We start from the raw sequence: 14,454 nt of genomic DNA, 5'->3' as shown, positions 1-14,454 counted from the left end.
GGAATTTATCCTCCAAAGTCATCAAATCGAATATGCTCATCTGGGATTCCAAAATCTTCTCCCATTTTCTGAACAGCCTGGTTCATTAATGGTGGACCACAAAAATACAATTCTATATCTTCAGGAGATTCATGATGATTTAAGTAATTATCAATTACGCAATTGTGTATAAATCCAACAAAACCGTCTCCTTCTTCATCATTAATATCCTTTTTAACTTTCCAGTTATCTTCCTCTAAAGGTTCAGATAATGCTAAATAGAATTTAAAATTCGGGAAATCTTTTTCTAATTGTTGAAAATGATCTAGATAGAACAATTCACGTTTAGAACGACCACCATACCAATAGGTAACTTTTCTATTTGTCTTTAATGTTTTGAATAAGTGATACAAGTGTGAACGCATTGGTGCCATACCTGCTCCACCTCCTACATATAACATTTCTGACTCAGACTCGTTGATGAAGAATTCACCATAAGGTCCAGAAATTGTTACTTTATCACCTGGTTTTTGAGCAAAAATATATGACGAAGCAATACCAGGATTAACATCCATCCAACCATTTTTAGCACGATCCCATGGTGGTGTTGCAATACGAACATTCAACATAATCTCACGGCCTTCTGCTGGGTAAGAAGCCATAGAATAAGCTCTCTCAACAGTTTCGTCGTTTTTCATAACTAAAGGCCACAATCCAAACTTATCCCATTCTGCTTGGAATTTATCTGGTGTATCATGCTCTTCTGGATGCGCTGTAATATCAATATCTTCATACTTAATAGTACATGGTGGAATTTCAATTTGAATATATCCACCAGCTTTATAGCCCATATCTTCTGGAATTTCAACAACGAATTCCTTGATAAAAGAAGCCACGTTATAATTTCTCACAACAGTTGCTTCCCATTTCTTGATACCAAAAACTTCTTCAGGAATGGTGATTTCCATGTCTTGTTTCACTTTTACCTGACATGATAAACGTGCACCATCTTTTAATTCTTTACGCGTAAAATGAGGTGTCTCAGTTGGTAAAGCTTCTCCGCCTCCAGATAAAACATGACATTCGCACTGAATACAGGTTCCACCACCACCACATGCTGACGGTAAAAATATTTTTTGATTACCCAAAGTAGATAGTAAAGTTCCACCTGATGCAACTTCTATTTCCTTTTCACCATTAATTTTAATGGTTACAGGACCAGATGGTGATAATTTTTGTTTTACGAATAATAATAAGGCAACTAATAATATTGTGACTACTAAAAAGGCCACTACTGTTGTTATAACTGTTCCTATTGTACTTGAAGCTAATATCATGTTACTCGATTACTTTTGTATTGTTAGCTAATTCCTTTTCAGTATCATTTAATTCATCAACTTGAGCTGATTTTGTTTCTTTTGCTGCTTCCTCATCGCCTCCAGTAAGCATCCCACCAAAACTCATAAAACCAATAGCCATTAAACCTGTAATAATGAATGTAATTCCTAATCCTCTTAATGCAGGTGGCACATTTGAATAACGGATTTTCTCGCGTATAGCAGCTATCGCTAAAATGGCTAAAAACCATCCTATACCAGAACCTATTCCATACGTAGTTGCTAATCCTAAAGTTGGAATTTCACGAGATTGCATAAATAATGAACCACCTAAAATAGCACAGTTTACAGCAATTAGCGGTAAGAAAATACCGAGTGAGTTATATAATGATGGTGAAAATTTTTCTACAACTATTTCTACTAATTGTACCATGGTTGCAATCGTAGCTATAAACATGATAAAGGACAGGAAACTTAAATCATAAGTTGCATATTCTTCTCCTAACCATGATAAGGCACCCGGTTGCAGTAAATATTGATCTAACAACCAGTTTAAAGGAACTGTTATTGCTAACACGAATATTACGGCTGCTCCTAAACCAACAGCTGTTGAAACTTTTTTAGATACAGCCAAGTAAGAACACATTCCCAAGAACGTGGCAAATACCATGTTATCTATAAATATTGATTTTAAAAATAATTCTAAATGTTCCATATGTTTTTTAGTATTTAGTATTCAGTTTTCAGCTATCAGTAAGAGTCTACTGCCTCTGTCCGCTGCATACTAATTTTTTTAATGATCTTCTACTAATGCTTTATTTCTTGTACGTTGTACCCAAATAATGATTCCTACAACAATTAACGCCATAGGTGACAACAGCATAAACCCATTGTTTTCGTAACCTATTGCATACAATCCTGTTTTTTCAATAGGGTCTCCTAGAACAGGAATTCCTAATAAGGTTCCTGAACCTAGTAATTCTCTAAAAAATCCAACGATTATAAGTATAACACCGTAACCTGCAGCATTACCAATACCATCCAAAAAGGATTTCCATGGTCCATTTCCTAAAGCAAAAGCTTCAAAACGACCCATAATAATACAGTTCGTAATTATTAATCCAACGAATACAGATAGCGTTTTACTTAACTCATAAGCAAATGCTTTTAATACCAAATCCACTATAATCACCAATGTAGCAACTACTATTAGTTGCACGATAATTCTAATTTTATTAGGGATTATATTTCGCATTAATGAAACCACCACGTTTCCAACACCTAAAACAAATAATACCGAAATAGACATAACTATTGACGCTTCTAATTCGGCAGTAATTGCTAAAGCAGAACAAATCCCTAATACCTGAATAGTAATTGGATTGTTATCCGCTAATGGATCAGTAATTAATTTGGCGTCTTTTTTTGATAAAAGTCCCATAAATTAGTTGTTTTTTAAATTTTTAAAATAAGGTTCGTAAAGCCTCAAATCGCTTTTAACCATAGCAGAAACACCATCACCAGTAATAGTAGCACCTGCAATAGCATCTACTTCATTATCCATTTTATCTTTGTTAGTTGGGTCTGCGTTACTTTTGGAAACAGTAACACCAACAAAATTGCCATTACCATCCAATAAGTGTTCACCAATAAAGTCATCCATAAAATAGCGTTGCTTAATATTGGCACCCAGACCAGGTGTTTCACCTTTATGGTCAAAATAGGCACCACGAATTACCATATCTTCATCAACAGCTACATATCCCCAAATGGCATCCCAAAGACCTTTACCATAAATTGGTGCTATATAATAAGTCTGACCATCTTTTTCTCCAATAAATAATGGCAAGCGTCTTGAATAATCATCTTTTTTTGCTAATGATTTCTCTTTCTTTACATCAATTAAATAAGCTTGGTCATCTTCAGTTACTTGACCATCTTGAATAACCAATTGTTTCGTAATGTATTCAGAAAATGCTTGAGGTGCTTTATCAGTAGATATAAAAACGGCACTACCTTCGTCATTCGCGTTGACACCCATAGCATATAAAATATTTTGCTGCTTTTCTAAACGCTTATTTTCAGAAATAGTTGGCTCTAATGACGATGCCATAAAAGCCAATAAAGAACCTACAACTATTACCATTGCAATGGCAAATATTATTGTATATATATTTGAATCTGTTTTATTACTCATAATTACGCCGTTTTAACTTTTAAACGCTTCATACGTCGTTTTACATTTCCTTGAACTACGTAGTGATCAATTGTTGGTGCAAATACATTCATAAGAAGTATAGCCAACATAACACCCTCTGGATAAGCAGGATTAAATACTCGAATTAAAATTGAAATAAATCCAATTAAAAATCCGTAATACCATTTCCCTTTATTGGTTTGCGAAGCTGTTACCGGATCTGTAGCCATAAACACTGTACCAAAAGCAAAACCACCAATTAGTAAGTGATGCCACCACGTGGTACTCATTAATCCATAAAATTTACTGGATTCCGTTATCCAACCAGCATCTACAACACCATTGAAAATTAATCCCATAGCCAATGCTCCTAATACAGAAGACAGCATTATTCTCCAACTTCCTATCTTGGTGAAGATTAAAAATAAGCCCCCTAAAAGAATTAATAATGTAGATGTTTCACCAACCGAACCAGGAATAAATCCGTAAAACATATCAGCAACAGAATATCCTAAATCATTACCTTGAGCCAAACCACCTAAAATAGTTTCTCCTGAAATAGCATCTAGTTCCGCACCATCTGCAATCTTTTGAGCACGTTCCACAGCACCATGAACCCAAACTTTATCTCCTGACATCCAAGTTGGATATGCAAAGAATAAAAAGGCACGAATAGTTAATGCTGGATTAAGAATATTCATTCCTGTTCCGCCAAAAACTTCTTTACCAATTACAACACCAAATGCAACAGCAACTGCCAACATCCAAAGCGGTGTATCTACTGGTACTATTAATGGCACTAGCATTCCCGTTACCAAATAACCTTCCTCTACTTCGTGCTTTTTAATAACAGCAAATAAGAACTCGATGGCTAAACCAACACCATAAGACACAATTACTAATGGTAAAATTTTAATTAAACCAATGTAAAAGGCATCCCAAGATAAAAACGCTACTGGCGTACCAAATGCGGCATAATGCTGATAACCTGCATTAAACATACCGAATATTAAACACGGTACCATTGCCATGATTACCGTATTCATAGTACGCTTTAAATCGTCTGCAACCTTAATGTGAGTACCATTATGTGTAGTCTCATTAGGTAAGTATAAAAAAGTATGTAACGCATTAAATGCTGGAGCCATTTTGGTTCCTTTATACTTTTCTTTTAAATTATGTAATGTACTTTTTAAACCCATAGCTATGTTATCCTATTTCTTTAATCATTACGTCCAACCCTTTTCTTATAATCTCTTGATGTGGTTGTTTTGACACACATATAAATTCTGTTAGAGCAAAATCTTCTGGTGCCACCTCATACATTCCTAATGCTTCCATTTCGTCCAAATCACTATACATGCAAGCTTTTAAAATTTGCAATGGATATATATCTAATGGAAAAACCTCTTCATAATTACCGGTTAACACAAAAGCACGATGTTCACCATTAGTGTTAGTATCTAATTCATACTTTTTATTTGGTGTTAACCACGAAAATGTCATCGCTCTCGAAGTTGAAACCTTATTAAATACAGGTTTATTCCACCCAAAAAACTCATAATCATCACCTTCAGGAATTACGCTAATTGTATTGCTGTAGTAATCTAATGCTCCATCTGGTTTTACTTGTTTGCCTGTAAGTACATTACCAGAAATTATGCGGTCATTACCATCCTTATCAACACCATTATCATATACCATTGTAGCTACTTCACTACCAATTTTCGTTCTAAAATATCTTGGCTTTTTAACTGAAGAACCAACAAGCGCAACTAGACGTTCTGCATTAAATTTTCCAGTTAATAACAGTTCTCCAATAATTACTAAATCTTGTGCATTGACTGTCCAAACTGTTTCGCCTTTATTTACAGGATCAATTTTATTTATTAAAGTTCCAACATTCCCTGAAGGATGCGGACCTGACACCTTGTGAAGTGTTACACCGTTTAAACCAACAAGTGGCGAATTGGCATTTTTACCAACAGAAACATGAACCTGACCTTCAGTCATTTTTCCTAAAGCAGTTATTGCAGCTTGCAATTCAGCTTCCTTACCTTGCAACACATAATCTAAATCTGCCGCTAAAGGGGCACTTGCATAACCTGAAATAAAAATAGCCTTTGGAGCTCTCTCTGGGTTAGCAATAATATCATACGGACGTTGCTTAATAAATGGCCAACAACCTGTTGCCAATAAGTGCGTTTTTACAGCATTCCCATCATCTGAATCCAAATTAAACTGACCATTATCTTGGTATGTTTGCTCTTTATCAGCTTGGATTTTAACAGCCATGATACGTCTTCGTTCTCCGCGAATGACCTCAACAACCTCTCCAGAAACAGGAGCTACAAATTTAATAGCCTCAATATCTTTGTTATAAAAAACAGGTTCTCCTGCTTTAACTTTGTCCCCAACTTTGGCAATTAATTTTGGAATTACGCCGTGAAAGTCTTCAGGTCTAATGGTGCATGTATTGCTAATTATAGCATTTTCAGTTGCTTTTTCAGCAGCACCCTTGAGTTTAATGTCTAGACCCTTTTTAATCTTAATGTCGTTTGACATGCTTATAAATCTATTTGTTAATAGTAAAATATAAATGTGATTTTCAATAAACTCGAAAAATCCGTGCAAATTTACGAATTTCTATATGAAAAAATGCTAGAGATGAATGACTTTTGTTATTTATATTAGTTCTAAATAACAAGATGCCATTAGGCACAAAATTTGCTTATCTTTATGCTTCAAATTACATTTTCAATGATTAAAAGAACTTTATTCTATATTGGTTTTCTATTTCTATTTTGCAACCTATACTCACAAGTTGAAACAGAACTAAATCCGCCTGACCATATAAAAACCATAACCTTTCAAGGCAATACGCAAGAAAGTCAATTGCCACTTTTAAGGCTCGGAGAAAACCTTTTATTGGAGTTTGATGTTCTAAATGGTGACGAAGAAGATTTTTATTATAAAATTGAACATTATGATTATGATTGGTCACCATCGCAGCTCATGAAAACAGAGTTCTTAAATGGCTATGACAATCAGCGGATTAGACATTATGAGAACTCATTCAACACCTATCAAATATATTCTCACTACACTTTAAGACTACCAAACGAACGGACTCGAGGCTTAAGGGTTTCTGGTAATTACATGGTTAAAGTATTCAATGATTTAGATGAATTGGTGTTCTCTAGACGATTTATGGTTCATGAAAATGCTGCAAATGTTGGTGTCTCAATCAAGCGATCCAGAGATGTCAATTTCATTGACGAAAAGCAAAGTGTCGATATTGTAATCAACTCCAATAACATTCAATTTACAAATCCAACGCAAACGGTCAATACAGTCATCATCCAAAACAACAACCTTAACACAGCCATTTACAATGTAAAACCCCAATACACCATTGGTAATGAGTTAATATATAAATACAATACTGAAACCAGTTTTTTTGCGGGAAACGAGTATTTCTTCTTTGAAAACAAAGATGTTCGTGGTGCCACTTCATCAATTCAGTTTATAGAATTGGGTGATTTATACAATAATTATCTCTTTGCCAATATTGTTAGAAAAAACCGACCATACACCTACAACCCTGATATTAACGGTAACTTTCTTATTACAGCTATCGATGTAGAGAAACCTTATATTGAAGCAGATTATGTTTGGATTCACTTTGCCTTATCTATGAACAAACTCCCAAGCAATAAATCTGTTCATGTTTATGGTAACTTTAATAATTACGATATTAATGAGAGTACAGAAATGACTTATAACGACCAGCAAAGTCTCTACCAAGTTCCTATTTTGCTAAAACAAGGTTTTTACAATTACAAATATGTTGTTGTTGACAAAAAAACAAACAAACTGGATGAGGGAGCTATTGGCGGAAATTTTTGGCAAACCGAAAATGAATACAAAGTGATAGTCTATTATCGTGATTTGGGAGCCAGGTATGACCGTATTGTAGGGGTTGGACAAGGAAATTCCGTTGATATATCTAACTAATGAGGTATTTAATCGACTAAATCACTATTTTTTTTATTATCCCTTTAAATTTACTATTTTAGCTACAAGCTAATCCCTTTGATTTCCTATAATAGCATGGTTCAACAAATAACAAAAGGCATAAAAATTTCGGTTGAAACAAATTTTGAAGGTACATTTTATAAAAACTATAAAATACAATTTGCCTATGGTTATAAGGTAACTATTGAGAATCAAAGTAAAGATTCAGTTCAATTGTATGCTAGAGAGTGGAATATTTTAGATGCGCTTAACAATACTGAAGTTGTTTCGGGCGAAGGCGTTATAGGCAAAAAACCAGTTCTAAAACCTGGCGAATCACATACATACACGTCTGGTTGTTTATTAACTTCTCCTTTTGGCGCCATGCAAGGCTATTACAGCATGATTAATTTAGCTTCTACTAAAAAGTTTAAGGTTGGTATTCCTAGTTTCAAATTAAGCGCACCTTTCGCATTAAATTAGTCTTTCTTTTAAAACAAATTTGTAAGTTTTCTCGTTTTGCATGATATGAAAGAATTTGCAATTTGAGTAATGGACAAATTCATATGGTTCTTGATGATTAAATCCGAAATTATCATTTATATATATACCTTCAACATCAACGCGACCATTAGGTGCAATTCTTCGATATCGGTATTCGTATTCATTGATTGAAGTATGCAATTCAAACCAAGCTCCAGCAGCAATGCCACTTAACCATTGGGCGTTTTCATGTTTCTCATCGTTATATTTTGGCAGTTGTGTTCCCTTATAATTAGGTTTGAATTCTTTTAAACCATCTAAAAAACAAGCTCTATTAATGTTTCCAACCGAACCTTTAAATTCTGATATCACACCTGTTTCATCTACTTTATAAACTTTATTTTCAGTATCAGCTAAAACCACATTACCTACTGTACTTGGTGTAAACCATTTTGATCGCATGAGTTTATTCTTAATTTTTGAATTAGTTATTGAAGAGATTAGTGTATCTGTAACAAAGCGTGCACAATTACAAGCATCAACTTCAAATGCAGCATATTTAATGAAGTGCTTATTTTGCATGTGAGTTATATGACTTCTAGCAGCTTGGTAATTAACATCACCACACACTGATGCATACAATGTACCATCGCCATGAGTAAGTTTTGGATGTGTACCCAAAAAATGCAAAATAGCTTCAAGATTCACTATATCGTCATTTTTTATTTCAGCTATCAAGGGGAAGTCTAATTCACAATCTGTATCCTTACCTCTAACTCTACCATTGGGCTCTGGAGTTATATAGCGACCAAAATCATGATACTCTAACTCTCCTGTTTCTTTACTAATTAAAACTAAAGCGGCATGACCTGCTCTCACATGAGTTTTATTACCTATCCCCAAATACTTTAAATAGGTAGAATACCATTCTTCAGCATGCAAAACAATAGTTTCAGGGTAAGCTAAAGTTAAAATAATAGCATCGTTATTCATTAACTAGCTGGTACTTGATTTAATATTTTTTCACTTTGGCTATTCGTGGCTAAATCTTCGTAAGACATTCTTATTGTTGCATCTTGTTTTTCAACTCGAGTAATACTTGTCGTCTTTACAAAGCCACGATTCATAATAACACCATAATCATTATTTCCTTTTCCGGCTGTTTTATGAAAAAGCGCAAGCGATTCTGAATTCAATTTGTTTTCACTTTTAAAATCATTAAACCACTGCATACGCTCTTCTCTCATTTTTTCATTGAATAGTGTTGATGAAGACCAAATATGCGATTCTTTTTCTAACGATTTAAAGTGTTTTTGATGACCGTCCCAAACTAATTCATAAAACTCAAGTTGGTTTGTCCAATCCACAATCACCATTGTAAATGGCTCAATATCATTAAGATTATAATTATCAATTGCTTCTACAATAGTAACAGCGGACAATAAATCTTTAACTACAATACCTCTGCTCTGTCTGTAACTTTGTTTTCTTTCATGAATTTCGAAACCACCATTTAGCAAACATATACAACGATTTTTTTCGCTTAATCCAACCCAAGTTCCTCCAGACTCAACATCCCTTGGATACAGAAGTTGGGTATCATTATGTACATAAAATTCAGGAGGTGTAGAAACTCGAGATGGTGCTTCATCTCTATTAGAATGAAGTACAAAATCGGTTTTTCCTAATGGTGTTAAAGTAACGGTACACATAAAAATCAATAGTCTGAATTTATCTGGGCAACTTACAAAATTTCAAAAACTTTTAACGTGCTTTTAAGAGGCTTTCTTTCAAAAAAATAGCTAAAAATATCGTACCTTTGCGGCTCGAAAATTATACTAATTGTAAAAACAAAATACCCATGGGAAAAGGATTTTTTAATGTACCAATAGCTGTTAACGAACCTGTAATGTCTTATGCACTAGGTTCAGCAGAACGCGAAGCAGTATTGAAAGCATATAAAGAGATGTTTAACAGCAAAATTGATGTGCCAATGTACATTAATGGTAAAGATGTTACAACTGGGAACACACAAACCATGTCACCTCCTCATGATCATCAACATATAGTTGGAACTTATCATAAAGCTGAAAAATCTCATATTGATGAAGCTATTGCTACGGCTTTAGAAGCTCGTAAAACGTGGTCACAATTACCTTGGGAACAACGTGCTGGTATTTTCTTAAAGGCTGCCGAATTAATTGCAGGACCTTATCGTGCAAAAATTAATGCAGCTACCATGATAGCGCAGTCTAAAACTATTCATCAAGCAGAAATTGATGCGGCTTGTGAGTTAATAGATTTCTTGCGTTTTAATGTTCAGTTTATGACGGACATTTACATGGAACAACCTGAGAGCACAAGTGATGCTTGGAACCGTATTGAGTATAGACCATTAGAAGGTTTTACATATGCGGTTACACCTTTTAACTTTACAGCAATTGCTGGAAACCTTCCTGCTTGTATGGCATTAATGGGAAATGTTGTGGTTTGGAAGCCAAGTGACAGCCAAATTTATTCGGCTAAAGTAATTATGGATGTGTTTAAAGAAGCTGGTGTGCCTGATGGTGTAATTAATGTTGTATTTGGAGACCCAGTAATGATTACCAATACAGTTATGGCAAGCCCTGACTTTTCTGGTTTACATTTCACAGGCTCTACATTTATCTTTAAAGAGCTTTGGAAACAAATAGGAAATAATATTCACAATTATAAAACCTACCCTAGAATTGTGGGTGAAACAGGCGGAAAAGATTTCATCGTTGCACACAAATCGGCTAACGCAAAACAAGTAGCTACAGCTATTACTCGTGGTGCATTTGAGTTCCAAGGTCAGAAATGTAGTGCAGCGTCTCGAGCTTATATTCCAAATAATTTATGGGATGACGTTAAGAACTATGTAATAGAAGATGTGAAATCTTTCAAAATGGGTTCTCCAGAAGATATGAGTAATTTCATTACAGCTGTAATTCACGAAGGGTCTTTCGATAAATTAGCAAAATATATTGATGCCGCAAAAGCTGATGCCGATGCAGAAATTATTGTTGGAGGAAATTATGATAAATCAAAAGGCTACTTTATTGAGCCTACTGTAATTGTTACAAGTAATCCAAAATATAGTACGATGTGTACTGAATTATTTGGCCCTGTAATTACTATTTATGTATATGATGCCAATCAATATTCTGAAACCTTAAAATTAGTTGACGAAACTAGCGAATATGCTTTAACAGGTGCTATTTTAGCTACAGATCGTTATGCTATTAACGAGGCAACAACGGCTTTACAAAATTGTGCTGGAAACTTCTATATTAACGATAAACCAACTGGTGCTGTTGTTGGACAACAACCATTTGGTGGCGCTAGAGCTTCGGGAACAAATGACAAAGCGGGTTCTGCTCAAAACCTATTACGTTGGGTTTCACCTAGAATGATAAAAGAAACCTTTGTAACACCAACAGATTATCGCTATCCATTTTTAGGATAAAAAACTGTAAATAAACATCTTAAACGAAAGCTACTCAAAATATGAGTAGCTTTTTTTATGAAAAATTGCTACATTTATAACATTGCTAATTAACCAATTTATGAAAAAAATTACGTTCTTATTTATTTTAGTTTTTACTGCGTCACTCCATGCTCAAACACCTGGTGGAGAAAGTGCTATCACAACAATTGATGCGACTATACCATATCAAGGCTTTGGAGAATCTTTAGCATTATTAGGATCAGGTGAGTACAAAATTTACTACGATAATATTGATGGCGTTTTGGATAAACCTATTTTTTTTGTTGATGGTTTTGACCCTAATGATACGCGCGACATAGATGCTATGTACAGTTTATTGAATTATGGAAATTCAGGTGAAAATTTAGGTGATACTGTAAGAGATGAAGGGTATGATTTAGTAGTTTTAAATTTCCCTGAAGAATACTTAAGCCCAACTGACGGAACGACTATGATAAAAGGTGGAGCCGATTTCATTCAGCGCAATGCATTTATTTTAGTTGAGCTAATAAATATCATTAACCAAAACAAAGTCATGGGTGCAGAAGAAAATGTGGTAATTGGACCAAGTATGGGTGGATTGATATCACGATATGCATTGGCATATATGGAAAATCAGAGCATAGATCATGATACGAGACTTTATATTTCGTTCGACTCGCCGCATTTAGGAGCCAATGTTCCTATTGGAATTCAATATTTATTTAATTATATGGTTAATGGTGAACCAGGTATTTCGGAAGCCGAACCATTAGTTTCTGGTTTGTTAAATAGTGCTGCAGCGAAACAAATGTTAATTGATCATTATCTAGGACATGTTGATTCTGGTGGGATTAACCAAGATGGTACGTCACCCACTCCAAAAGGCGCTCCTAATTTTAGAGACAGCTTTCAAAGTGAACTCGATGGCCTTGGTTTTCCTCAAAATGTTCGAAATGTTTCTATCACAAACGGAAGCGGAACAGGTCAATTAACTGGAACACCAGGTATGGAACTTATTAATCATACTTTTAATACAGGTATGACAAGTGGATTTAATACACGAGCCATTATTAGAGTCAATTTTACACCTGATGCCAATCAAAATATTGAAGTTACTGATTTTGTTGGGCAAGCTTTCATTTTTATTGGTTGGGTTACTGGCTTTGAGTATAGTGCATCAGCAGAATCTACGAGCACATCAGATGGTCTGGACAGTGCTCCCGGAGGGCAATTTGATTTATATGCTTTTGATGACGGAACAAACCCATTAATTACAGAGTTTGTTGATAATTTGAATTCGCAATATTTTAATTTCATTCCCACATTAAGTGGTTTAGCAATAAGTAGCGAAACGGATTGGTACACGATTCCTGATGCTAACGATGCACCATTTGCCAACACCTACATACCAAACAACAATGAACCACACGTCACTCTAACTGATGGAAACGTCGCTTTTGCATTAGAGGAAATTCGTGGTGAAACTTTAGGAGTTTCAGAAAATGCCATAACTAGTTTTGACATTAAATTACAACAAAACCCTGTTGATAATCAGTTAACCCTTTTAAGCAGCAATCTTTTAAATAATGCAGGTATAAGAATCGTAGATATGACTGGTAAACAAATTTACAACCAAGCAATGACTTTAAATCAAAAAACCACGATCCATCTAAATCTAGAATCAGGTTTTTATATTTTGGATATCAAAATAAATGATCACAATAGCTTTAAAACCAAGTTTATTGCTAGATAAGTTTTGGCATTTTAAAAAAATCAATGAAAAAAATCCTGCTTTTCTTAAAAAAAGAGTTTATTGAAATGCTACCACCAACTATATTCTTTTTTGTGGTATTTCACATATTGTATTTTATAAAATCGCTTGTTGCTAATGAATATGGGGTTTCTATTTCGTCATCAATTGCAGCTGCAATTGGATCGCTAATAGTTGGCAAAGCCATTTTAATTGTAGATAGTCTCAAAGCCTTAAATTTATTTCAAGAACATAATTTAATACATCGTATTCTTTGGAAAATATTTATTTATAGTGTGTTCGTTTTTCTTTTTCGTTATTTAGAAGAAGTCATACCGCTAATGTCAAAATACGATTCCTTTAACGTAGCAAACAGAAATTTAATTAATGAAATTAAATGGTCTCAATTTTGGACCATACAAATAGTATTATTCATTTTCCTTACTATTTATATTTCCTTTGTAGAACTAATAAAAGTAATTGGAAAAGAGCGCTTTCTAGAAATTGTTTTTAAAAAGAAAAAAGACTATAAGAATCAATAAGCACTACCCTTAAATTTAATTGGTAAGTGAACAACCTTTTTAGTTTCAAAGAAATCTTCATCAAAATAATCTGAAATATTGTAGATTTCTGCTGTTTTATAATCTTGAAGTTCTTCAGACAAATCACCACCTTTTAAATATAGTATGCCATTTTTTAAATCGTGGTTTTGTTTTTTGGCAACTTTTCCTTTTATCCAATGAACAAACGTTGGCATAGCAGCTACAGCACGACTTATTATATAATCATAAGTATCTTTAACGTCCTCTACACGGGAATGAGAGGTTTTTACATTTTCCAACCCTAGTCCTTCAACAACTTCATTGACAACTTTTAACTTTTTAGCTATACTATCAACTAAATGAAAAGAACATTGTGGAAATAAAATGGCTAACGGAATTCCCGGAAAGCCACCACCTGTTCCAACATCCATGATTTTAGTTTCAGGTTTAAATTCAATAATCTTGGCGATGGCTAATGAATGTAAAACATGACGTAAATACAACTCATCAATATCCTTTCTAGACACCACATTAATCTTCAAATTCCAATCTTGATAGAGAGACTCTAATTGCCTGAATTTCAATACCTGATTGTCTGTTAAATTTGGAAAATATTTCAGAATAAGCTCCATTTTATTGAATTTTCAACAAAAGTAACC

Annotated in this window: 14 protein-coding genes; 5 read left to right on the top strand and 9 right to left on the bottom strand. The window is 34.1% G+C overall.

The window, feature by feature from the left end; translation table 11 throughout:
* Window positions 1–5: 5 nt before the first annotated feature.
* The 6 genes from nqrF to C1S72_RS10685 all read right to left on the bottom strand — a co-directional run bounded on the left by nqrF (window position 6) and on the right by C1S72_RS10685 (window position 6,078).
* The gene (nqrF, locus tag C1S72_RS10710) at window positions 6–1,316 is read right to left on the bottom strand and encodes an NADH:ubiquinone reductase (Na(+)-transporting) subunit F (RefSeq protein ID WP_104735584.1); all 1,311 of its coding nucleotides are present in this window, start codon (window positions 1,314–1,316) and stop codon (window positions 6–8) included.
* Window position 1,317: 1 nt separating this feature from the next.
* Entirely contained in the window at window positions 1,318–2,031 is a 714-nt protein-coding gene (gene nqrE / locus C1S72_RS10705; protein WP_104735583.1) for an NADH:ubiquinone reductase (Na(+)-transporting) subunit E, read from the bottom strand.
* Window positions 2,032–2,109: 78 nt separating this feature from the next.
* A complete protein-coding gene (locus tag C1S72_RS10700) occupies window positions 2,110–2,757 on the bottom strand; it encodes an NADH:ubiquinone reductase (Na(+)-transporting) subunit D (protein WP_104735582.1) in 648 nt (215 codons plus the stop codon).
* A 3-nt stretch (window positions 2,758–2,760) separates the two neighbouring features.
* The gene (locus tag C1S72_RS10695; RefSeq protein ID WP_104735581.1) at window positions 2,761–3,513 is read right to left on the bottom strand and encodes a Na(+)-translocating NADH-quinone reductase subunit C; all 753 of its coding nucleotides are present in this window, start codon (window positions 3,511–3,513) and stop codon (window positions 2,761–2,763) included.
* Between the two features lie 2 nt (window positions 3,514–3,515).
* Window positions 3,516–4,715: an NADH:ubiquinone reductase (Na(+)-transporting) subunit B gene (locus C1S72_RS10690; protein ID WP_104735580.1), complete on the bottom strand. Its 1,200-nt coding sequence runs from the start codon at window positions 4,713–4,715 to the stop codon at window positions 3,516–3,518.
* A gap of 7 nt (window positions 4,716–4,722) precedes the next feature.
* Window positions 4,723–6,078, bottom strand: coding sequence for a Na(+)-translocating NADH-quinone reductase subunit A (locus C1S72_RS10685; protein WP_104735579.1), 1,356 nt, complete (start codon window positions 6,076–6,078; stop codon window positions 4,723–4,725).
* 195 nt (window positions 6,079–6,273) lie between these two features.
* On the opposite strand from C1S72_RS10685, the gene C1S72_RS10680 reads away from it, so the two are divergent.
* Window positions 6,274–7,530, top strand: a complete 1,257-nt coding sequence (locus C1S72_RS10680) for a type IX secretion system plug protein (protein WP_104735578.1) — start codon at window positions 6,274–6,276, stop codon at window positions 7,528–7,530.
* Between the two features lie 96 nt (window positions 7,531–7,626).
* Window positions 7,627–8,013 (top strand): Co2+/Mg2+ efflux protein ApaG, encoded by a 387-nt coding sequence (gene apaG, locus C1S72_RS10675; RefSeq protein ID WP_104735577.1) that lies wholly within the window; start codon window positions 7,627–7,629, stop codon window positions 8,011–8,013.
* On the opposite strand, the gene C1S72_RS10670 is transcribed toward apaG, so the two are convergent.
* Both C1S72_RS10670 and C1S72_RS10665 read right to left on the bottom strand, forming a co-directional pair.
* Window positions 8,005–9,006 (bottom strand): DUF6695 family protein, encoded by a 1,002-nt coding sequence (locus C1S72_RS10670; RefSeq protein ID WP_104735576.1) that lies wholly within the window; start codon window positions 9,004–9,006, stop codon window positions 8,005–8,007. The genes apaG and C1S72_RS10670 overlap by 9 nt on opposite strands.
* Window positions 9,006–9,725: an NRDE family protein gene (locus C1S72_RS10665; RefSeq protein ID WP_104735575.1), complete on the bottom strand. Its 720-nt coding sequence runs from the start codon at window positions 9,723–9,725 to the stop codon at window positions 9,006–9,008. Before C1S72_RS10665 ends, C1S72_RS10670 begins: the two co-directional genes overlap by 1 nt.
* Before the next feature lie 149 nt (window positions 9,726–9,874).
* Here C1S72_RS10665 and pruA point away from each other — a divergent pair, with 149 nt between their 5' ends.
* From pruA to C1S72_RS10650, 3 genes are all read left to right on the top strand, one after another.
* On the top strand, window positions 9,875–11,500 hold the full coding sequence (pruA, locus tag C1S72_RS10660; protein ID WP_104735574.1) for an L-glutamate gamma-semialdehyde dehydrogenase: 1,626 nt from the start codon (window positions 9,875–9,877) through the stop codon (window positions 11,498–11,500).
* A gap of 100 nt (window positions 11,501–11,600) precedes the next feature.
* Window positions 11,601–13,256 carry a T9SS type A sorting domain-containing protein gene (locus C1S72_RS10655; RefSeq protein ID WP_104735573.1) on the top strand — a complete coding sequence of 552 codons (1,656 nt, stop codon included), beginning with the start codon at window positions 11,601–11,603 and terminating at the stop codon, window positions 13,254–13,256.
* Between the two features lie 23 nt (window positions 13,257–13,279).
* Window positions 13,280–13,795: a hypothetical protein gene (locus tag C1S72_RS10650; RefSeq protein WP_104735572.1), complete on the top strand. Its 516-nt coding sequence runs from the start codon at window positions 13,280–13,282 to the stop codon at window positions 13,793–13,795.
* Here C1S72_RS10650 and rsmG read toward each other — a convergent pair.
* Window positions 13,789–14,427, bottom strand: a complete 639-nt coding sequence (gene rsmG, locus C1S72_RS10645) for a 16S rRNA (guanine(527)-N(7))-methyltransferase RsmG (protein WP_104735571.1) — start codon at window positions 14,425–14,427, stop codon at window positions 13,789–13,791. The genes C1S72_RS10650 and rsmG overlap by 7 nt on opposite strands.
* Window positions 14,428–14,454 lie beyond the last annotated feature (27 nt).

It is taken from the genome of Hanstruepera ponticola (assembly GCF_002940745.1).
In the GTDB taxonomy this organism is placed as follows: Bacteria; Bacteroidota; Bacteroidia; order Flavobacteriales; family Flavobacteriaceae; genus Hanstruepera; species Hanstruepera ponticola.
Note: the sequence above shows the minus strand (reverse complement) of the source record. Positions and strands in the feature narration are given on the sequence as shown.